This window comes from Photobacterium sp. GB-56, from assembly GCF_003026105.1.
Lineage (GTDB): Bacteria > Pseudomonadota > Gammaproteobacteria > Enterobacterales > Vibrionaceae > Photobacterium.
On the sequence record NZ_PYNW01000020.1, the window covers coordinates 17069 to 37204 of the forward strand.

A 20136-nucleotide genomic window follows, 5' to 3' on the forward strand; every position below is an offset into this window, starting at 1 on the left:
TTTTATTTCTGAAAAGTGCTAAATATTAAGGTAAGTAATTATAAGTACTCGGTATCTTCGATTTGAGCATTGTCTACCACATTATTCTCGCTCAAGTCTTTGGGGGAAATTAGGTTGAGTACAACTGCAACAATACCGCTCATTACAGGGCTAGAATCGTATTGCAATACGGCTCTTAATTTACCGACAAACGCTAATACCAATGCTGTTATCGTCGCTCATGTGATGATCACAGGATAAAAGGGTTTCGTTAACATTACCCCTCTCGTGACTTCTGACTCAGTCGTATTTGTTGGATCGGCAATTAAGAGATGCGACAATAGTGGCGATACCATTCCCCGCCACAATGTTAATTTTGTAAACGCTACTATTTCTCACTAGAGAATATTTTTCAGCAAATGGTTTGTTTCTTGCCTGTTGTATTGTGTTGGTTCAGGAAAAAGTACATATTGTATAGCTAATTAATTTTAGACTATGTGGCTATACTGAATATCAATGAGTCTTTAGGTCTTTTTGATTATCTTTTTATCTTTTGACGACTTATTTTTGTAAATTACGAGTGCGATATGTTGCGATTTGCGTTGTTATTTTTAGCTCTACTGGCTTTACCTATTAAAGCGGCTACTGTCAGTGATTTATATCAGGCTCAAGTAGTGATGCCTACTGATGGTCAAACCCCCGATCAAGCAGCAAGAGAGCAAGGCTTTAAGCAAGTATTAGTTAAAGTGACTGGTAATCCAAACATTACCCAAAATAGTGTTGTGGCTCAGGCGATAGCGAACAGTTCAAATTACGTCAGCCAGTTTGGTTATGGCCAATGTAATGGACAGAAGACGCTAGATTTAACCTTTGATAAGGTACAAATTAAGCAGCTATTAACACAAGCTAAAGCGAATTTTTGGAGTGCTCAGCGTCCTAATATTCTCGTTTGGATGGTTGATGATAACGGTAATAGCCGAGATATTTTATGGGATCAATCAACCAATGCACTCGTCGCTGATACCAAACAAGCCGCAAATGATCGTGGTCTACCCGTTACTTTCCCAGTGGGTGATTTTAACGATGTTACGGCAGTACACGTATCCGATCTTTGGGGGAGTTTTATCGACACCATCACTAGCGCAAGTCAACGTTATAATGCGGGTGGTTTATTGTTAGTAAAAGCTCACCAACAAGACGCAGATAAGGTTGAATTAACATGGCAACTGTATGCTCAACAGCCTAGTACGATTGCAGCCGATACTCAACCTATTACCGGCAAAGCGAGCGGTACATTGGCACAAGCTAGCCGTGATATGATGAATCAAGTGACAAACCACTTAGCACAGAAATATGCTATCGAATTAGGTAGTGTCGCGTCAGGCAGCGTTAATATTGAAGTGGAGAATGTTAATTCAACAGAAGACTTTTTTACGCTTGAACGTATGCTTAATCAGATGACGACAGTAAGTAGTGCTAATGCGGTAAATATTAAAGGTGATAAGGTGATTTTCCGTATGAACTTATCAGCATCTGATGCTGAGTTTAAGCGCGAATTGAGCCATGAAAGTCGTATTAGCGCCGATGATTCTACTGTTACTAATACTAACGCAACGACAATGCCAAATACTGATGTGAAGCAAGATCCTAATACGTTGGATGTCACAGCGACACAATCACAGTCGCAAACTCAACCTGAAAACTATGTTGCACCTGATGACATGTATATATGGCATAACTAAAATCTGGTGTTAATAACAATAATTAAGCCCTCACGATGAGGGCTTTTTAATATCTCATTATTAGAGAGCGAGCGATTGGTTCAATCTTCAGGTGGTTCAAAACGTTCGCGTTCTTGTCGCTCCACTTGCGATAGACGCTGGAGTTTTATGCCGAGTTCTTTTGCTCTTACGCGTGCAAAAAGTATGTTACTGAGAAAGGCTATGGTTACGAGTAGTAGCTCTATGCCTGCTAACCCGCGTTCTCCTTCATCAATAGTGAGTAGCGTTAGAGCATGCAGGAAATAAAACATTAAAATGAAGTTAGACCATGCGTAAGTATAAGGTTTTGCAGCTAACATCCCACGTAATGGCAATAGTAAAGGAATGATCCAAACAACAGCCATTACCCAGTTATTAATATGTGGGTGGGGAGAGAGGATCGTTTGCCATAACGCGACCCATAGCATAAGAGTTAAATTCGCGCAGACGGCAAAGCGGTGAATATATTGTGTTTGCGGTTGCATCGGAGGCATCGAATATCCCTTTTCGTTTGCCATATGAGTTAACGCTGAAGTTGCATCGCGGTTAGTGCAAGCCGTTTACCGAGAGCTTGTGCAAGTTCAATTTCATCACTATGGAGCTGCTTATTAGTACCAATGTTGAGATGTGAAGCCCCATAGGGAGTACCTCCATGTTGCGTGGTATGCAAAGTGGGTTCGGAATAAGGGATCCCAACAATTAGCATGCCGTGATGCAGTAACGGTAACATCATCGATTGTAACGTTGTTTCTTGACCGCCATGCATAGAGGATGATGAGGTAAAGACACAGGCTGGTTTATCGATTAATGTACCTGATAACCATTCTTGGCTAGTACTATCAATAAAGTGTTTTAATGGCGCAGCCATATTACCAAACCGAACAGGGCTTCCCATTGCTAAACCAATGCATTGTTTCAGATCGTCATGACTGACGATTGGATCAAGGGGCGATTGCTGAAGATCATTTGTGTCGATTTCAGCAACCGTTCTTAGCACTGCTTCACAACCGGCTACTTGCTCAATACCGCGACCAATATGTCGTGCTAACTGACGTGTATTACCATGACGGCTGTAATAAAGAACTAAGATTTTATGCATTATAAAATATCCAACACTTGCTCTGGTGGGCGACCCAATGCCGCTTTTTCACCACTTACTACAATTGGACGTTCGATTAGTTTTGGATGAGTACTCATTGCAATGAAGAGTGCCTCATCAGATACGTCATTATTACCGAGTCCCAGTGTTTTATAATCCGCTTCTTTGGTACGCATCATTTTACGCACAGAGTCCAAGCCCAGTTGGCGGTATAACGTTTCTAGTTCCGCGACGCTTGGTGTTTGTTCTAGGTATTTAATGATAGTCGGTGTGATCCCTTTTTCTTCTAATAGCGCCAGTGTTTCACGGCTTTTAGAGCAACGAGGATTATGATAAATAGTGACTGACATGTCGTCTCCTAACTGATGACTGTATTAGCTAGTGTATTTTATTACGATTGATTTATTGTCGATGAACTATAATAAATCAATACATTATTGTAATGCTTTGAATTTTTGACGTTGAAAGCGAAGTTGATCAATGCGTGCATCATAACGTGCTTGCTCCATGGAGCCGAGCTTTGCCATTTGTGCGGCTTGAGTATAATTATGAATGGCTTTATCCCATTGAGCACGCAAAGCTAATAGCTCCCCAAGGGCAGCAAGCTCTGCGCTACGATCACCTATTTTGGCGTAGTTGTGTGCTAATAATGTCCACCCATTAATATCATTAGGGTGATCGTAAGAGTAACGATTCAAAATTTGAATACTCTTTTGATATTGTCCCGATTCAAGGTAAATATTGGCTAAGTTTAAGCGCAATACATTACTGTCAGGACTCATTTTAAGCGCATTGTTTAAGCGAGTGATCGCACGATCAAATTGTTTTTGATTGAGATCGAGATCGGTTGCAGCATCAATAAAAAATAAATTATTGGGTTCGCCAGCCAATAATGGGTCAAGTATTTGATGCGCTAATTCGTATTTATCATTATCTAAATAAATCAGTGCCTTACCGTAATTGAGCTCTTTGCGGCGATTGGGTGGTGCTTTTTTTAACTCACGGTTAAGCCAGTTGAGCGCAGAAGTATCGCTCAAACCAGCATTACGGGCGACAATACGTGAACGAGCGAGTAAATAATCTTCAGAGGGGGGTAAATTTACAAGCGGATATTTTCTTGCGCGCATACGACTATCTGTGACCCGTGATTCGGGTAATGGGTGCGTTAACAACATTGCGGGTAATTTTGAAGTATAACGATATTGATCGGCTAAACGACCAAAAAAACGTGGCATCGCATAGGCATCAAACCCCGCTTTGGCGAGGGTTGTTATACCTATACGGTCGGCTTCTTTTTCATTACTGCGCGTAAAGTTAATTTGTCCTTGAATTCCCACGGCCGTGGTGGCATGAATGGCGGCTAAACCTGCTTCAGGAGCTGCGATTGTTAATAACAGTGAGCCAATCAGTGCAGCCATCGTGATAGGCGAATTTCTGGCCTCTGCTTCCATTCTTCGCGCAAGGTGTCTTTGGGTGACATGGGCAATTTCATGCGCCATAACAGAGGCGAGCTCACTTTCTGTTTCGGCATGAAGAAATAACCCAGAGTGGATCGCAACATAGCCGCCAAAAAAAGCAAAAGCATTAATTTCAGGGTTTTGGATCAAAAAGAAATGGAATGGTGTTCGGACATCTTCCGCACTGGCAACAAGTTTATGGCCCAAAGCTTGAACATAATTTGAGAGTAAAGGGTCGTTAATAACAGGCTGGCTGGCGCTTAGCATGCGCATATATGCATCGCCATATTCACGTTCTTTATCAATCGTTAATGTAGAAGAGGCTGTCGTTCCCATTTCAGGTAAGCGATTATCATCACTAGCAATAGCTGGAATACTGCTACTAAAAAGCGCAGAAAGCAAAAGATAGGTCGGTGCTTTGGTAAATCGAAACATGGGAATGATACAACCTCCTTGTTGAGTTATCTTTAATATCTATAAGTTAGGACACCGAAATACTTTAGAGGTTCGTTAATGTGATTCATGTCCTTTCGATATCTCGCATCTTATATGTGCTGAGGTTACAATACGGCAATACAAAATACCTGTCACTTAAATGAAATGGAAATTATATCACTTGATCTAATGGCCGAACGTTGTCCGCTGGCTTTATTGTTAGCTAAACGCGCATGCGCAACACTTCTTCCCTATCAAGGGTTAGAAATACGAATTTCAGACAGCGGCGCAAGAAGTGATATCCCTCGTTTCTTGCATAATAATGGATATGTTACCGATATTTTAGTTGATGATAATACCCAACTAATCATAATGGTGGAAAAAGGATAGAAATCAACATGTTACGCATGCTAAATCGCTGGTATCAGCGTCGATTTTCAGACCCCCACGCTGTAAGCCTTGTTGTTATTCTTCTCGGCGGCTTTCTTACTATTTACTTTTTTGGCAGTTTAATTACGCCGTTATTAGTCGCCATTGTTTTGGCTTATTTATTAGAGTGGCCAGTAGCAAGGTTACATAAACTAGGGATGCCAAGAACCCTTTCAGTCGCTATCGTACTATTGGTCTTTGCAGGGTTAATGGTGCTTGCTTTATTTGGTTTAGTACCGACGATTTGGCATCAAATTACCAATTTAAGTGCTGATGTGCCGAAGATGTTTAACGATCTTCAAATCTATGTATCTAGCTTACCGGAACGCTACCCTGATTTTGTTCAACCGGCTCAAGTGGTTGATTTCATGAATACACTGCGTGAGAAGGTATTAGGACTGGGCGAAAGTGTTGTAAAAGGCTCACTGGCATCATTAGTCAGTTTAGCAACAATCGGGGTATATCTGATCTTAGTGCCATTGCTTGTTTTCTTTTTACTTAAAGATAAAGACGAAATGTTGCGCACGTTATTAAACATTTTGCCTCAAAATCGTCGTTTAGCCAGCAAAGTTGGCAGCGAGATGAATCAGCAGATCTCTAATTATATTCGCGGTAAAGTCACTGAAATTATTATTGTTGGCATTGCAAGTTATATCACTTTTGAAGTTATGGATTTACGCTACGCCGTACTATTAGGTGTATTAGTCGGGCTTTCTGTTCTAATACCTTACATTGGCGCGGCTGCTGTAACGGTTCCTGTTGCTATGGTTGGATTATTCCAGTGGGGGTGGACGCCAGATTTTTGGTGGCTATTACTGGCATATGGTATTATTCAAATGTTAGATGGCAATGTATTAGTACCTATTCTATTTTCTGAAGCGGTAAATCTACACCCTGTCGCAATTATTGTTGCTGTGTTGTTTTTTGGCGGTTTATGGGGATTTTGGGGAGTATTTTTTGCTATCCCATTAGCGACATTAGTTAAAGCCGTGTGGGGAGCATTACCTGCGAGCGATAATAATTTATCATCCTCCGATGTGTCAGAAAAAGTGTAGTAAAAAGGCCGTGAAAACGGCCTTTTTTATATCTAATTAAAACCTAAGCGATCATTGATTTAAATAATCAAGTACCACTTGGTGGTGATCTTTTGTTTTAAACTTATTAAATACGTGCTCAATCATACCGTTTTCATCAATTAAAAAGCTGATGCGGTGTAAGCCGTCATATTCTTTGCCCATAAATTTCTTCAGTCCCCAAACACCGAACTGATCAGCGACGGCATGATCTTCATCAGATAAAAGGGTGAAGTTTAGGTTATCGCGCTCGATAAATTTTGGTAGACGTTTTACTGCATCAATACTAATACCCAGTACGACTACATTTTTTTCATCAAGCTCGGCTTTGCTGTCACGCAGTCCACATGCCTGTACCGTACAACCAGGGGTCATTGCTTTAGGGTAAAAGTAAGCAAGTACTTTCTTACCTTTAAAATCACTGAGACTAACAGGCTCGTTATCTTGATTCATTAAAGTAAAATCAGGTGCAGGCATGCCTGCTGTGAGCGTATTCATAAGTATAATATCCTTTTAGTTATCGTATCTCGATGCATTGCATGTTGAACGAACATGAGGCTGATAATGAAAGTCTTATTATTTTTGCTTTCGTTAATTTTTATGACTAATAAAATTCACAGACCCTTTTGCTGATAAGCTATGGCACAAGGTTTCAAATTCCTCTTGCAGTGTCATCAGATTACAGTCTTCAGGTAAATTTGTGCTAATTTGCAAAATAAGTTTATTCATTGTTTCCACAGTTTGGCTTTCAACGGTATTGGCACTAAGCGTCGAAATATCGATGTGTCGGCTCGCCATAAAGTGAGTAAATTGCTTAATTAAACCTGGACTATCATTAGCTTCGACATGGAAATCAGCGGTATAAGGGAAAAAACGTTGTTGGTGTTTACTCGTACGTTTTATAACAGTAATAAGATCATGCTCTTGCCCTTTTAATGGCAAGGTCGATTCAATTCGAGATATTGCATTGTTATTACCTGATAACAGCATGATCAAGGTAAACTCAGAACCAAACAGGGCGATGCGGCTATCTACGATATTACAGCCACATTGAGTCACAAGGTGGGTGATTTCATCAGAGATACCTGGGCGATCAGTACCTACAGCAGTGATGACAAGGTAGTGTTCCATATTGGTCTTCATTGTAAAATTATAATTTAAACATGTTAGCACAGACTGCTATTGATACGATGGCAAATTTAATGACAATAGTCATTGCTGTTGAGATCAAATTTGACTGATTTTTAAGCAAAAAAAGAGAAACAGGATTGGGTTTATTGAGATTTGAGTTTCAAAGTACAAAATTGTGATGAAAGAAGATGATAAAGCCTGTTAGTTCACTGTTTTCAATCAGCCTTTGCTTGAGTTTATAGTCACTCAAAAGTACCATGACAAAGTTATACCCTAACGGTTTTAGCATACAGCCCCATAAGGTAATGGTGAGAAAGCCGTTTGGATATATAAGAAGAGGGGGATGGACATGTTTAAAGGAAGCATGGTTGCGCTATTAACTCCACTAGATTCAGCAGGCGAAGTAGATTACGTCGGTTTGAAAACGCTGGTGGATTATCATATTAACGCAGGAACAAATGCGATTATTGCCGTGGGTACCACGGGAGAGTCTGCAACACTTACCGTTGATGAGCATATCAAGGTTGTTTTAAAAACATTGGAATATGTTGATGGACGAGTTCCTGTTATTGCAGGTACAGGCGCAAATGCGACGCATGAAGCCATCACTATTACCAAGCTTTTTTCTGGCACGGGTGTAGCAGCATGTTTAAGTGTGACACCGTACTATAATAAACCAACCCAAGAAGGTTTATTCCAACATTATAAAGCTATTGCTGAAGCAACAGATATTCCGCAAATTCTTTACAATGTACCAGGACGAACTGCGGTAGACTTATTACCTGAAACTGTCGCACGTTTAGCTAAAATTGATAATATTATTGGTATTAAAGATGCGACAGCTGATTTATCTCGTGTGAAAAAAACACGGGAACTTTGTGGCGAAGATTTCATCCAATTAAGCGGTGATGACGCTACAGCCGTAGATTTTGTCGCTGAAGGTGGTCACGGTGTTATTTCTGTTACGGCAAATATTGCCGCTGCAGATATGGCTCAAATGTTTACACTCGCATTAAGTGGCCAAATTGACGCTGCACGAGAAATTAATCAGCGTTTAATGCCATTACACAGTCATCTGTTTGTTGAAGCTAACCCTATTCCAGTGAAATGGGCCGCTCATCAGTTAGGTTTGATTGATAATGGTGAATTACGACTTCCGCTAACTGTATTAAGCGAGTCACAGCAACCGGTTGTTAAACAGGCTCTTTTGGATGCCGGTGTGCTTTAAGTTGCACAAGCGTAGGAGCGCAGGAGCATAAATGAATTATAAATATCGACTAGCACTAGCTGCATTCGTGGTAACCAGTTTGTCTGCTTGTTCCGGTGGGCCAGAGGCTCGTCGTCAAGCTAATCAAGATTTTAACTATCTTGATACTCACCCCTTAGAATCATGGACGTTGCCGTCAGGGGCTATGCCTTTTAGTAATGCCAGTTACGCGATTCCGAGTAAGGCATTTGCTGGTGATGTTGGTGCTAGCGTTGATATTCGCCCACCGCAACAGGTTCTTAATCTGATCCCTGGTATGCGCTCTAACGTGGACCAAGATGGTGTAACAGTTCAACTTCCTCGAACTTCTGATTTAACCAAACTATGGCAAGTTACCCAAAATTTGATCAGTAAAAATAACATTGGAATTGCAAAGCAAAGCGCTGATCGTATTGATACTGATTGGGTAAGCTGGACAAATGAAGATGAAGATCATGAAGTGAGCAGTCGCTATAGTATTGAGAAATCACCAGCGACGAATAGTTACCGCATTATCTTAACGGATTGGCGTGAAGATGGTAAAACGATGCCTGTTACGGCGAATAATAAACGTCGTTACAGCATTTTGATGACTAACTTGGTGATGTCGAAATACGATGAGACTATTCGTGAGCAAGCACGTTTAGCAGCGGCTGAGCAGCTGAAAAATATCCCTATTTCAATGGGAATGGATCGCAGCGGTTTCCCTGTGCTTATTGCTCGTGCCTCTTATAATGATATGTGGGAACGTTTACCGAAAGCGTTAGAAAAACTTGGCTTTACTGTTGAAGATCGTAACCGTTCACAAGGTTTGATTGATGTTAAGTACCGTGAGCCTAATGATGAGTTCTGGCAAAAACTAGGGACTAAACCAATGAAATTAACGGATGATAAGTACCGTATTTTAGTTGGTGATCTTGGTAATCGTACGTCAATTAATATTACTGACAATGATGGTAAGCCAGTGACCGGTGAAATTTTAGAATCAGCGGCTCCCGCTTTTGCTGCAAGTTTCCAGAAATAATTCGTTATTTCTGTCATAAAAAAAACCGCTTTAGTTAAAGCGGTTTTTTTATATTTAATTTTTATCTTACTGCCAAAAATGTCGAGATATTATTTAATCTCTACACCTTGTGCTTGTAGATCGGCGTGGTACGACGATCGCACAAATGGCCCACATGCCGCGTGCGTAAAGCCAAGATCGAGAGCGATTGCTTTAAGTTCATCAAACTCTTCTGGCGGAACATAACGCTCAACCGGTAAGTGGTGACGGCTTGGTGCTAAATATTGACCCAGTGTCAGCATGGTAACGCCATGAGCACGAAGATCTTTTAATACTTGAATGATTTCTTCTTTGGTTTCACCTAAGCCCATCATTACACCCGATTTAGTCGGTACATCAGGATGAAGCTCTTTGAATTTTTTCAATAAATCTAGTGACCACTGGTAGTTAGCACCTGGGCGAGCTTTACGGTACAGGCGTGGTGCAGTTTCTAAGTTGTGGTTAAAAACATTAGGTGCAGTATCACGGAAGATTTCTAGTGCACGGTCCATACGGCCACGGAAATCAGGCACTAATGTTTCAATATGAATGCTTGGGTTTTTGGCTCTAATCTCAGTAATACAGTCAACGAAATGTTGTGCGCCACCATCACGTAGATCGTCACGGTCAACAGAGGTGACAACCACATAACGTAGCTTCATATCTGCGATTGTCTGTGCTAAATGCGCAGGCTCTTCAGCATTCGGTGGTAGAGGACGACCATGAGCAACATCACAGAATGGGCAACGACGGGTACAAATGGCACCTAAGATCATAAAGGTGGCTGTACCGTGGTTAAAACATTCGGCTAAATTTGGGCAAGAAGCCTCTTCACAAACTGAGTGAAGTTTGTTTTTACGTAGGGCAGATTTGATTTCCTGAATACGCTTACTATCAGACGGTAGCTTGATTTTCATCCATTCAGGTTTACGTAATACTTCTTTTGGCGCATCTTCATTCGCAACGTTACGAACTGGGATCAATGCCATTTTATCGGCATCGCGATATTTGACGCCTTGTTCAATTTTAATTGGTTTACTCATGGTTGATTGCTTTCCGTCATCCACTCGATTTTCGGATAATCGAGTAATTTAGTTAATTCTTCAACGAGTACAGGCTGAACTTCCGTCAGTTCAGTTGGGCCATTTAATGACGCTGTTTGTGTCATTTCCATTCCAGCATAACCGCAAGGATTAATACGAAGAAAAGGCGCCAGATCCATATTTATATTGAGTGCCAGACCGTGAAAAGAGCACCCACGTCTGATCCGTAATCCTAATGAGCATATTTTTTGGTTATTCACATACACACCAGGCGCATCAGGGCGAGCGTTAGAGCTAATCCCAAAGCGGGATAAAGTATTGATTACTGTATTTTCGATGTGCGTAACTAATTCACGTACACCTAATTTTTTACGGCGCAAGTCGATCAAGATATAAGCCACTTGTTGTCCAGGACCATGATAGGTTACTTGACCGCCACGGTCACTTTGAACAACAGGGATATCGCCTGTGTTGAGCAAGTGTTCGACTTTGCCTGCCTGTCCTTGAGTGAAAACAGGTGAATGTTCAACCAGCCAGATTTCATCTGCGGAGTCTTCAGTTCGATTATTGGTGAACTCATGCATGGCATCGTACGTCGCTTGGTAATCGCAACGGCCAAGGTTTTTAATAATAAGAGCTGTTTGCAATGTACTACCCAGATAATAATTAAGATGCCAATCATAAAGAAGGCCAGGTCAGGGCATTATACCTAAACTTGTTGTGGATGTAATGTTAACGACTGATGAAGGAGTTATGGATAATAAATGAGGATTATAAGAAAGGTAAAGAGAATAGAAGACAGGCGGTATTATAACCGCCTGAAAAATAGTGCTTATAACACTACACGAACAATATCAATTGAACCTAACTCTTTGTATAAGGTTTCAATTTGTTCAACATTGGTCGCGTTTACAGCAACAGAAACTGCAGTGTATGTTCCTTTGCTACTTGGTTTTGTTGTTGGAGTGTAATCACCAGGGATAATACTCTGAATAACTTCAACCACACGATCTGGCAATTCTGGCTTGTTTTCGCCCATTACTTTAAAAGTAAAGATACAAGGGAATTCCAGTAGATCTTTTAGTTTTGGTTGCTCTTGTTCTTGCATATAGAACTCCAAAGTTCGCTTTCAATGTGTCTTTCATCATTACTATTATGGTTAATAGTAGTGTATTGCAGGCATCTTAATGTGTCAGTGATTGTAAAACAAGGGAAGGATGAAGAGGATAGGGAATATAGGAGGTAATGTTTGTATTCAGTAATGAAAACAAAGAGGCAACCGAAGTTGCCCCTTAGTCGTTGATGAAGTCGATGGTTTAAATTACTTAAACCAACTTTGTACTAGCATCATTACGTAGTCGACCATACGGCTAAATAGGCTACCTTCTTTTACATCGTTTAATGCCACAAGAGGGTATTCAGCAACGTCTTGATCGCCAACACGGTAAGTTAATTTACCGACAACTTCACCTTTGGTGATTGGCGCCTTTAGCTCTTTAGTTAGCACAAAGCTAGCTTTCAGATCTTTAGCTTGGCTACGAGGTAATGTTACGTAGGTGTTTTCAGCCACACCTAGGTTTACTGTATCAGTGTCACCCATCCAAACTTTTTCAGTTTCAATGGTTTGATCTTTTTTGTTTGGTGAAAGTGTTTCGTAGAAACGGAAACCAAAGTTCAGTAGCTTTTTGCTCTCAGCAAGGCGAGCGTTTTTACTTGCAGTGCCCATCACAACAGAGATCAGGCGCATATTGCCTTCTGTGGCAGTACTTACGAGGCTGTAACCTGCGTTATCTGTATGGCCTGTTTTTAGACCGTCAACGTGCATGCTCTTATCCCAAAGTAGACCATTACGGTTGTATTGGGTGATGCCGTTGTAAGTAAATGATTTTTCTGAGTAGATTTTAAATTCATTAGGCAAGTCACGGATGAGTGAGCGCGCTAGAATTGAAAGATCGTAAGGTGTTGTGTATAGATCGGGGCGATCTAGGCCATGAACATTTGCAAAGTGTGTTGATTTCATGCCAAGATTTTTAGCCCAGCCATTCATTAAATCAACAAAAGACTCTTGAGAGCCAGCAACGTGCTCAGCCATTGCGACACAGGCATCGTTACCAGAATCTACGATAATACCGCGGTTTAAGTCAGAAACTTTTACGCTTTTACCGACCTCAAGGAACATTTTAGATGAGCCTGGGAAATTTTTCGCCCATGCATTTTTACTGATGACAACAGTGTCATCTGGTGAGATGTTACCGTTTTTAATTTCTTGACCGATAACGTAACTGGTCATCATTTTTGTCAAACTAGCAGGCGCTAATTTTTCATATTCATTATGACCGGCAAGGATTTTACCTGAGTTATAGTCGACGAGGATATAGCCTTTTGCCGCAATTTGTGGAGCTTCAGGTACGACTGCTGGTGATGCAGCAACAGTAGCTGAAGCCAGCAAAGTGGCTGAGATGGCGACAGAACGGAAAAGCGCAGCTGTTTTCTTCATGATTATTATAACTTTAGTTTATCTAAGACAAGAAATGACGCTCACTATAGCAGATAACGCCTTACCTATCAGTTGAATGGGGGGAGAATCCCAATTATTGACATTAAGCGGACGTAATGTGCGCAAAGATTGGTGATTACCTCATTGTTGTGAACAAAATAAAGCTTGTATGTTCATTACGTTAAACGAGTAAACATACAAGCCGATGTTATGAGTCCTAAATGTCGATTAGGTTCCCATTATCTATTAACAGTGGTTATAAATGCTTTTGGATAGTGATGAGATTTTACTTTGCTAAGTTGTATTTCAGCATCTCGGTGATCCATATAGGGGCCTAAGCGCACACGATATACCGCACGACTCTCAATTTTTTCGATATCAATATCGGTATTGAAGTTACGCTTTAGCTCTTTTTTCATCTCTTCGGCTTTTGCTAAGCTATTTACCGCCGCTAATTGGACAAAATAGTGATGAGGAATTGGAGAGTTCTTCATCGTACTTTTATTTGTCGGCTTGGGTACATTTATCACTTCTATCTTAACTGGGGCTGTGCCAAGACTAATGACGCCAATTTTTGCGGCAGCTGCCATGCTTAAATCGATGATACGACCGTCATGGAATGGACCACGGTCGTTCACTCGAACGATGGTCGATTTACCATTAAGGGTATTGGTTACGCGTACAAAACTCGGAAGCGGTAAGGTTTTATGTGCCGCTGTCATAGCAAACATATTGTACGTTTCACCATTAGAGGTTTTGTGTCCGTGGAACTTTTCACCGTACCAAGAAGCGTAGCCTGTCTCGGTGTAACCTTTGGTGTTTTTTATAATATGGTAGCGTTTACCACGTAATGTGTAGTCTTTATTACCACCACGGCTATAAGGTTCATAATGCGGTACCACTGGCGGCACTTTACTAAAATCAGGTACAACCTTTGGTGCACGGTCATCTTTTAATGAATAACGGCCCGCGTTGGGATCATCATTGGTTGGAGTATTGGGTTTAAACAGTAAACCGGGTGTGGCTTGATCTGCTTTTGTCTCTGCCTGTTGAGGTTTATCTGGCGCGGAGCTACATCCTGCAAGTAGAACAAAGAACAATAAAAAAAGTGAACGCATTTAGGTCGCCTTAGACAACATTTTTCTGTGAGTGTGGATAGACATCAAAATACCGAAGCCAGCTAGTAGGGTCATCATGGATGTGCCGCCGTAGCTCACCAAAGGAAGTGGAACACCCACCACAGGCAGAATGCCACTTACCATGCCGATATTTACAAAAACATAAACAAAGAAACTTAATACAATACTACCAGCCATCATACGCCCAAATGCAGTTTGTGCTTGGCTGGCTAACCATAAACCTCGTCCTAATATGAACAGGTACATTGTTAGTAAACCAATCACACCGGTTAATCCCCATTCCTCTGCAATTACAGCAAAAATGAAGTCGGTATGTCGCTCTGGAACAAATTCAAGCTGTGATTGAGTACCATGGAGCCAACCCTTACCGCTTATTCCACCAGAGCCAATCGCGATTTTGGATTGGATAATATGATATCCTGCACCAAGCGGATCAGACTCTGGATTAAACAAAGTCAACACTCGTGTTCGCTGGTAGTCGTGCATAAGGAAGAACCATAACACAGGAATAAACGCACCGAGTAATACTAACGCCCCGATAATCAGTCTCCAGCTCATTCCTGACAGAAACAGAACAAAGATACCTGATGCAGCCACCAAAATGGAGGTTCCAAGGTCGGGTTGTTTAGCAATTAAGATGGTCGGTGTGAAGATTAATACTAAGGCAACAAAGATATTACGCATCGATGGCGGTAAGGGACGATTACCAATGAATCTTGCCACCATCAAAGGTACAGCGAGTTTTAATAGTTCTGATGGCTGAAAGCGAACAAAACCTAAATTTAACCAACGTTGAGCACCTTTTGATACTTCACCAAAAGCTAATACACTGAATAACAGCAGTAAGCCAATACCAAAGAGGTAAGGTGCCCATGCTTCGTAATGGCGTGGTGCAATTTGCGCGAGTAAAACCATGATCCCTAGTGACATCAGCATGCGCATTGCCTGGCGTTCCATCATAGCAATGTTTTGTCCGCTTGCGCTCCACATGATGATAAGGGCAAATCCCATTAAGGCAAGGATCCCTAGTAATAGTGGCATATCGATATGTAAGCGATCAGTTAACGTTCGCTTGGTACCGGTTGCCGCCATAATACTCATTATTGTACCTCTGTTGGTTGTGTTGCAGTGAGTTCAGGCTTTGATTTAAGATCGCTGTCAGCGATTGGTTTAATTAACATATGATCAAAAATTTGACGTGCAATTGGCCCACCATTACTCGAGCCACCACCGGCATTTTCTAATACCATAGCAACGACGACTTCAGGTTTATCAAATGGCGCAAATGCAGTAAATAACGCATGGTCACGTAGACGCTCTTCAAGTTCATCAGCATTATATTTTTGGTTTTCAGCCAAACCGAATACCTGTGCTGAGCCTGACTTTCCGCCCGCTTCATATGGCGTATCATAAAATGCTTTACGTGCTGTACCACGATTGCCATAAAGCACACGATGCATACCTTCACGAGCAATCTCCCATGTTTCAGGTGTCACGCCTGTTATCGGTGGGAAATCTTTAAATTCAGCTGGTTTAACTGTTTCTTCGTCAATAACATCTTTTAGAAGATGAGGGCGATGAACTACACCGTTATTGACCAGTACAGATGTCGCTTTTGCTATTTGTAATGGTGTTGCTGTCCAATAGCCTTGCCCAATTCCGACAGGAATGGTGTCCCCTTGATACCAAGGACGTTTATGGCGTGCTTGTTTCCACTCACGTGTTGGCATGTTGGCCTTACTTTCTTCGTGAATATCGATACCGGTATAGACGCCATAACCAAATTTATTCATCCAGGTTGAAAGTCTATCGATCCCCATATCGTAGGCGACTTGGTAAAAGTAAGTATCTACTGACTCTTCAATGGCTTTATAAATGTTGACGCGTCCATGTCCCCAACGTAGCCAGTCACGGAATTTACGGCTAGTCGTGTTAGGGATCTGCCACCAACCGGGATCGTTACGGGTGGTTTTTGGCGTGATCACACCTTCTGTTAATGCAGCGACTGCAATTAACGGTTTTACCGTCGATGCTGGTGGATAAATGCCAAGCGTGACACGGTTAACTAATGGGCGATCAGGATTATTTAATAATTCGCGATATTTTTTACTGGAAATCCCACGAACAAATAAATTGGGATCGTAACTTGGGCTAGAAACCATGGCGAGAATAGCATCGTCTTTTGGATCTAACACTACGACAGAGCCACGCTTGTGTTTAATGATCTCTTCACCCGTTTTAGGATCGATCTTACGTTCAGTCAGTAGTTCTTGTACATAAAGCTGAAGCTGAAGATCAATATTTAACGCAATATCTTTGCCAGGGATAGGAGGCACGTACTTAAGGGTACGAATAATACGTCCACGGCTGTTAACTTCGACTTCTTGGTAGCCTGAAGTTCCATGTAGTAGATCTTCGTAATAACGTTCGATACCCAATTTACCGATATCGCGTGTGGCTTTGTAGTTACTGAGTTTCTCAGCTTTATCGAGTTTTTTAAGGTCACGATCGTTAATTTTCGCGACATAACCCAAGACGTGCGTGAGCGAATCACCATATGGATAGTAACGTTTTAAATAGGCTTTAACTTCCACGCCTGGGAATTTATGTTGGTTGACGGCAAACAAAGCAACTTGCTGCTCGTTTAATCCCTCAAGGATCGGCACAGACTTAAAACGGCGAGTACGGCGACGCTCTTTTTTAAATTGCTCAATGTCTTCATCGGTTAGACCTAATACTGATTTTAAATCCGCATAGGTTTGTTCCATGTCTGGTACTTTTTCAATGGTGACTTCAAGGTTATAGATAGGTCGATTTTCAGCCAGAAGCACACCGTTGCGGTCATAAATAAGACCGCGATTAGGTGCGACAGGAACAATTTTGATTCGATTGTCATTAGAACGGGTCTTATAGTCTTGGTGTTGTTCAACCTGAATATTAAAGAGATTGAACAATAAGACACTGACCAGAATGATAATTCCAATAAATGAGACAAGAGCTCGGCGGAAAAACAGCGCCGACTCAGCGCGATGGTCGCGGATCTGGGTTCGCTTTTGTCTCATCGATGGTTATTCCCTGTGGTACGGATGGTTAGCCGTGATGCTCCATGCACGGTATAAACTTTCTGCCATAACGACACGCACTAACGGGTGCGGAAGTGTTAATGGTGATAGTGACCAGCTTTGCTCTGCAGCTGCTTTACAGGCTGGTGAAAGGCCTTCAGGTCCGCCAATTAAAATTGAGACGTCGCGACCATCAAGTTTCCAAACTTCTAGCTGACCTGCTAGTTGCTCGGTATCCCAGCGTTTGCCAGGAATATCTAGAGTAACAATTCGGTTACCCTTAGCAACGGCAGCTAACATCGCTTCACCTTCTTTTTGAAGGATACGAGCAATGTCTGCATTTTTTCCGCGCTTACCTGCTGGGATCTCAATCAATTCCAGAGGCATATCTTTAGGGAAACGGCGGCTATATTCTTTATAGCCTTCCTCAACCCATTTAGGCATTTTTGTGCCAACAGCAATTAATTGAAGCTTCATGACTCACTTAGCTCCAAAGCTTCTCCAGTTGGTATACTTGGCGAGCATCTTCTTGCATGATATGTAGCATTACGTTACCCATATCAACGATCACCCATTGGCCTTCTTCTTCGCCACTAATACCAAATGGAGGGAAGTCAATTAACTTTGATTCTTTGTTTACGTGATCAGCAATAGAGCTCACGTGACGGTTTGAAGTACCAGTACAGATAACCATTACATCTGTGATGCTTGATTTACCACGAACATCAATTGTTACGATGTCTTGTGCTTTAATGTCGTCAATTTTATCAACAATGAAATCGTGTAGTTCTTGAACTTGCAAAGGGATTCCCTCAATAAGCGTTTAATAAATGTTTAGTCGTTATGATCTATTTTACTACTGGCTAGGATAGGTAAAAAGGTTGCGACCGTAATAAGATCGGAAGTATACCACGCTCTTATCTGACAGCGATAAAAGGACATGGTTCAGACGGTGATTTTTCGACCGCTTAAGGTTAGTTTTATAAAAAAAACGGTCAACAATGACTGAAGACCGTATTTATATAGAATTATGTGTGTTGTAAGTGAGTTTCTAAGCCGCAGATTTCAGCACACAGGGCACTAAGGGCTGGCCATGGTGTGGTGTCGTAATCAGTTTTAACCTGGATTTCAAGTTGAGTTAATTGCCGAATGATCTTTACTAAACGCGACAACGGTAAGCGATGAAGTGCACCAATATAAATTTCACGGCGGTTTTGCCACACTCTAAATTGCTCAAAAATGATATTAAGTGGTGTCCCTTTTTTCCCCATCTCTTGCATCTTATAGAGCTGGGTTAACTCTCGTTGCAAGGTACGTAATAAGATCGTGGCTTCAACTCCCTCACCTTGCAATTGACGAAGCACGCGTTGGCTGCGTTTTGCCTGTCCTGCTAATACCGCATCAACCAATTGGAAAGGGGTATAGTGATTATGGCGACTTAATGCTTCTTGTAGGCGAATAATGGTTAGTTCACCATCAGGATAAAGTAAAACCAGCTTATGTAAGCTTTGTGCTAACGCCAGTAAATTACCTTCATGCCATTGCGCTAGCATTTGTACCGATTCATGATCTGGCTTTAAACCGAGCATTCGACAGCGGGTTTGAATAAAGCGCGGCATTTGTTTAGCGTCGGGGGTATTACATGGCACATATAAGCCTAAGCTATCAAGTGCTTTAAACCACTTTGTCGCTTCTTGCTTCTTATTTAAATAAGGGCCTGTCAGTAATAAAAGAATGTCAGGGTTTAAGTGTGCAACAATCTCTAACAAGGCTTTTGCTTGGTTAGCATTAAGCCCTGTTTCTGGAAATTCTAATTCAATGATTTGCTGGGCTGAGAATAAGCTCATGGCTTGGCAGCAATCGAGAACTTGATTCCAATCTAACTGGTTATCAATGGTAAAACGGTGGCGCTCAAGAAAGCCTTGCTGTTGAGCAAGTTGCTTAATATTGTCACCACATTCTTGTTTAAGTAGTGGCTCATTACCAAATAAAAGGTAAGCCTGACGCAGGCCCTTATTGAGTTGCTGCGTCAGTTGTTCAGGATAAACTCTCATTGCGCGTTATGACTATCATGCTCAATAACTGTATTTGACTGCTTAGCAGGTAACGTTGTAATAATCGTTTTACCTGTCTCATCTGAAGATTCTTTTTTATCTTCTTCGTTAAGAATTTCTTTTAATTGAGAGTCTAATTTATCTTCTTCAATCTTATTAAATACGGCGGTTAGACGCGCTAATTTACGCATAATTTGTTGCGCGGCTTGTTCACGCATAACGTTAACCAATTCATCTTGCTCAACAGACTTCGCTAATGCTGTTAATGGGTTATCAAGGAACGTACGAGTCACTTTGGTGGTATACGTTTGCTGACCTTGATTAGGGATAGTGACTGAGTAATTAACCGTTAAGGTTAAATCGTATTCCGCTTTACCGTTGTTTTGATAAATCGATAAAGTGCGCTCACCTTGAGACTCACTGTTTATATTTAGGTTCGGCACATTTTTCGCAGGTGCAACTTCGCTAATACCATGGAGTTTAAATTGGTATCTAACCATACGGGTTAGCTGACCGTAAGGGTCAAAACTGGTTAATGATAGTTTAGCAATACCGTCAGGAAGCATGTAATTACCGCGAAGGTGGAAGCCACAAGAAGCTGTTGTTAGCGCGAGAAGAGTAATGATAAGTAGTCGAGTTAGGCTGTTGGCCGAGAAAAAACTTTTCACGAAAGTCAGCTCCTTGAAGTAA

At 41.5% G+C, this 20136-nt stretch carries 22 protein-coding genes and 1 pseudogene; 5 read left to right on the top strand and 18 right to left on the bottom strand.

Annotation, left to right across the window (positions count from 1 at the left end):
- Window positions 1-38 precede the first annotated feature (38 nt).
- A pseudogene (locus C9J42_RS19110) lies at window positions 39-345 on the bottom strand (solute carrier family 23 protein); the annotation flags it as partial.
- 221 nt (window positions 346-566) lie between these two features.
- Here C9J42_RS19110 and C9J42_RS19115 point away from each other — a divergent pair.
- Window positions 567-1721 (top strand): DUF2066 domain-containing protein, encoded by a 1155-nt coding sequence (locus C9J42_RS19115; RefSeq protein WP_107302240.1) that lies wholly within the window; start codon window positions 567-569, stop codon window positions 1719-1721.
- 80 nt (window positions 1722-1801) lie between these two features.
- On the opposite strand, the gene C9J42_RS19120 is transcribed toward C9J42_RS19115, so the two are convergent.
- From C9J42_RS19120 to C9J42_RS19135, 4 genes are all read right to left on the bottom strand, one after another.
- On the bottom strand, window positions 1802-2233 hold the full coding sequence (locus tag C9J42_RS19120; protein ID WP_107205355.1) for a DUF2069 domain-containing protein: 432 nt from the start codon (window positions 2231-2233) through the stop codon (window positions 1802-1804).
- A gap of 29 nt (window positions 2234-2262) precedes the next feature.
- Window positions 2263-2838 carry an NAD(P)H:quinone oxidoreductase gene (gene wrbA / locus C9J42_RS19125; RefSeq protein ID WP_107302241.1) on the bottom strand — a complete coding sequence of 192 codons (576 nt, stop codon included), beginning with the start codon at window positions 2836-2838 and terminating at the stop codon, window positions 2263-2265.
- Window positions 2838-3188 (bottom strand): arsenate reductase (glutaredoxin), encoded by a 351-nt coding sequence (arsC, locus tag C9J42_RS19130; protein ID WP_107205357.1) that lies wholly within the window; start codon window positions 3186-3188, stop codon window positions 2838-2840. Before arsC ends, wrbA begins: the two co-directional genes overlap by 1 nt.
- Before the next feature lie 84 nt (window positions 3189-3272).
- Complete coding sequence (locus C9J42_RS19135; protein WP_107205358.1) at window positions 3273-4730, bottom strand: M48 family metalloprotease; 1458 nt, start codon at window positions 4728-4730, stop codon at window positions 3273-3275.
- Between the two features lie 189 nt (window positions 4731-4919).
- On the opposite strand from C9J42_RS19135, the gene C9J42_RS19140 reads away from it, so the two are divergent.
- Window positions 4920-5120, top strand: coding sequence for a sulfurtransferase TusA family protein (locus C9J42_RS19140; protein WP_233220336.1), 201 nt, complete (start codon window positions 4920-4922; stop codon window positions 5118-5120).
- Between the two features lie 8 nt (window positions 5121-5128).
- Window positions 5129-6214 carry an AI-2E family transporter gene (locus tag C9J42_RS19145; protein WP_107247688.1) on the top strand — a complete coding sequence of 362 codons (1086 nt, stop codon included), beginning with the start codon at window positions 5129-5131 and terminating at the stop codon, window positions 6212-6214.
- A gap of 51 nt (window positions 6215-6265) precedes the next feature.
- On the opposite strand, the gene bcp is transcribed toward C9J42_RS19145, so the two are convergent.
- Together bcp and C9J42_RS19155 are read right to left on the bottom strand one after the other, a co-directional pair.
- Window positions 6266-6730 carry a thioredoxin-dependent thiol peroxidase gene (gene bcp, locus C9J42_RS19150; protein WP_107261813.1) on the bottom strand — a complete coding sequence of 155 codons (465 nt, stop codon included), beginning with the start codon at window positions 6728-6730 and terminating at the stop codon, window positions 6266-6268.
- A 93-nt stretch (window positions 6731-6823) separates the two neighbouring features.
- Window positions 6824-7363 (bottom strand): glycine cleavage system protein R, encoded by a 540-nt coding sequence (locus C9J42_RS19155; RefSeq protein ID WP_107205362.1) that lies wholly within the window; start codon window positions 7361-7363, stop codon window positions 6824-6826.
- Window positions 7364-7712: 349 nt separating this feature from the next.
- Between C9J42_RS19155 and dapA the strand changes: the two genes are divergently transcribed.
- Both dapA and bamC read left to right on the top strand, forming a co-directional pair.
- Entirely contained in the window at window positions 7713-8591 is an 879-nt protein-coding gene (gene dapA / locus C9J42_RS19160; RefSeq protein ID WP_107205917.1) for a 4-hydroxy-tetrahydrodipicolinate synthase, read from the top strand.
- A gap of 31 nt (window positions 8592-8622) precedes the next feature.
- Complete coding sequence (gene bamC / locus C9J42_RS19165; protein WP_107205363.1) at window positions 8623-9633, top strand: outer membrane protein assembly factor BamC; 1011 nt, start codon at window positions 8623-8625, stop codon at window positions 9631-9633.
- 89 nt (window positions 9634-9722) lie between these two features.
- Here bamC and lipA read toward each other — a convergent pair whose 3' ends face one another.
- From lipA to lptE, 11 genes are all read right to left on the bottom strand, one after another.
- Window positions 9723-10694, bottom strand: a complete 972-nt coding sequence (gene lipA / locus C9J42_RS19170; protein WP_107205364.1) for a lipoyl synthase — start codon at window positions 10692-10694, stop codon at window positions 9723-9725.
- Window positions 10691-11341, bottom strand: coding sequence for a lipoyl(octanoyl) transferase LipB (gene lipB, locus C9J42_RS19175; protein ID WP_107205365.1), 651 nt, complete (start codon window positions 11339-11341; stop codon window positions 10691-10693). Before lipB ends, lipA begins: the two co-directional genes overlap by 4 nt.
- A gap of 185 nt (window positions 11342-11526) precedes the next feature.
- A complete protein-coding gene (ybeD, locus tag C9J42_RS19180) occupies window positions 11527-11802 on the bottom strand; it encodes a DUF493 family protein YbeD (protein ID WP_105060821.1) in 276 nt (91 codons plus the stop codon).
- Between the two features lie 213 nt (window positions 11803-12015).
- Entirely contained in the window at window positions 12016-13191 is a 1176-nt protein-coding gene (locus C9J42_RS19185) for a serine hydrolase (protein WP_107205366.1), read from the bottom strand.
- Window positions 13192-13430: 239 nt separating this feature from the next.
- On the bottom strand, window positions 13431-14309 hold the full coding sequence (locus C9J42_RS19190; RefSeq protein ID WP_107205367.1) for a septal ring lytic transglycosylase RlpA family protein: 879 nt from the start codon (window positions 14307-14309) through the stop codon (window positions 13431-13433).
- On the bottom strand, window positions 14310-15431 hold the full coding sequence (mrdB, locus tag C9J42_RS19195) for a peptidoglycan glycosyltransferase MrdB (RefSeq protein ID WP_105060818.1): 1122 nt from the start codon (window positions 15429-15431) through the stop codon (window positions 14310-14312).
- Entirely contained in the window at window positions 15431-17392 is a 1962-nt protein-coding gene (mrdA, locus tag C9J42_RS19200; RefSeq protein WP_107205368.1) for a penicillin-binding protein 2, read from the bottom strand. The genes mrdB and mrdA overlap by 1 nt, the downstream gene beginning before the upstream one ends.
- Before the next feature lie 6 nt (window positions 17393-17398).
- Window positions 17399-17869: a 23S rRNA (pseudouridine(1915)-N(3))-methyltransferase RlmH gene (rlmH, locus tag C9J42_RS19205; RefSeq protein ID WP_005363385.1), complete on the bottom strand. Its 471-nt coding sequence runs from the start codon at window positions 17867-17869 to the stop codon at window positions 17399-17401.
- Window positions 17870-17876: 7 nt separating this feature from the next.
- Window positions 17877-18194, bottom strand: coding sequence for a ribosome silencing factor (rsfS, locus tag C9J42_RS19210; protein WP_005363382.1), 318 nt, complete (start codon window positions 18192-18194; stop codon window positions 17877-17879).
- A 226-nt stretch (window positions 18195-18420) separates the two neighbouring features.
- Window positions 18421-19446: a DNA polymerase III subunit delta gene (gene holA, locus C9J42_RS19215; RefSeq protein ID WP_107205369.1), complete on the bottom strand. Its 1026-nt coding sequence runs from the start codon at window positions 19444-19446 to the stop codon at window positions 18421-18423.
- Window positions 19443-20114: an LPS assembly lipoprotein LptE gene (lptE, locus tag C9J42_RS19220; protein WP_105060815.1), complete on the bottom strand. Its 672-nt coding sequence runs from the start codon at window positions 20112-20114 to the stop codon at window positions 19443-19445. The genes holA and lptE overlap by 4 nt, the downstream gene beginning before the upstream one ends.
- Between the last annotated feature and the right edge of the window lie 22 nt (window positions 20115-20136).

What these genes read in the sequence shown, in the direction of transcription:
- C9J42_RS19190 (WP_107205367.1), bottom strand. Translation starts at nt 14,309, where the DNA reads ATGCGTTCACTTTTTTTATTGTTCTTTGTTCTACTTGCAGGATGTAGC.
- bamC (WP_107205363.1), top strand. Translation starts at nt 8,623, where the DNA reads ATGAATTATAAATATCGACTAGCACTAGCTGCATTCGTGGTAACCAGT.
- arsC (WP_107205357.1), bottom strand. Translation starts at nt 3,188, where the DNA reads ATGTCAGTCACTATTTATCATAATCCTCGTTGCTCTAAAAGCCGTGAA.
- C9J42_RS19155 (WP_107205362.1), bottom strand. Translation starts at nt 7,363, where the DNA reads ATGGAACACTACCTTGTCATCACTGCTGTAGGTACTGATCGCCCAGGT.
- wrbA (WP_107302241.1), bottom strand. Translation starts at nt 2,838, where the DNA reads ATGCATAAAATCTTAGTTCTTTATTACAGCCGTCATGGTAATACACGT.
- C9J42_RS19135 (WP_107205358.1), bottom strand. Translation starts at nt 4,730, where the DNA reads ATGTTTCGATTTACCAAAGCACCGACCTATCTTTTGCTTTCTGCGCTT.
- mrdB (WP_105060818.1), bottom strand. Translation starts at nt 15,431, where the DNA reads ATGAGTATTATGGCGGCAACCGGTACCAAGCGAACGTTAACTGATCGC.
- C9J42_RS19115 (WP_107302240.1), top strand. Translation starts at nt 567, where the DNA reads ATGTTGCGATTTGCGTTGTTATTTTTAGCTCTACTGGCTTTACCTATT.
- bcp (WP_107261813.1), bottom strand. Translation starts at nt 6,730, where the DNA reads ATGAATACGCTCACAGCAGGCATGCCTGCACCTGATTTTACTTTAATG.
- C9J42_RS19185 (WP_107205366.1), bottom strand. Translation starts at nt 13,191, where the DNA reads ATGAAGAAAACAGCTGCGCTTTTCCGTTCTGTCGCCATCTCAGCCACT.
- holA (WP_107205369.1), bottom strand. Translation starts at nt 19,446, where the DNA reads ATGAGAGTTTATCCTGAACAACTGACGCAGCAACTCAATAAGGGCCTG.
- C9J42_RS19145 (WP_107247688.1), top strand. Translation starts at nt 5,129, where the DNA reads ATGTTACGCATGCTAAATCGCTGGTATCAGCGTCGATTTTCAGACCCC.
- rlmH (WP_005363385.1), bottom strand. Translation starts at nt 17,869, where the DNA reads ATGAAGCTTCAATTAATTGCTGTTGGCACAAAAATGCCTAAATGGGTT.
- C9J42_RS19140 (WP_233220336.1), top strand. Translation starts at nt 4,920, where the DNA reads ATGGCCGAACGTTGTCCGCTGGCTTTATTGTTAGCTAAACGCGCATGC.
- mrdA (WP_107205368.1), bottom strand. Translation starts at nt 17,392, where the DNA reads ATGAGACAAAAGCGAACCCAGATCCGCGACCATCGCGCTGAGTCGGCG.
- dapA (WP_107205917.1), top strand. Translation starts at nt 7,713, where the DNA reads ATGTTTAAAGGAAGCATGGTTGCGCTATTAACTCCACTAGATTCAGCA.
- ybeD (WP_105060821.1), bottom strand. Translation starts at nt 11,802, where the DNA reads ATGCAAGAACAAGAGCAACCAAAACTAAAAGATCTACTGGAATTCCCT.
- C9J42_RS19120 (WP_107205355.1), bottom strand. Translation starts at nt 2,233, where the DNA reads ATGCCTCCGATGCAACCGCAAACACAATATATTCACCGCTTTGCCGTC.
- lipA (WP_107205364.1), bottom strand. Translation starts at nt 10,694, where the DNA reads ATGAGTAAACCAATTAAAATTGAACAAGGCGTCAAATATCGCGATGCC.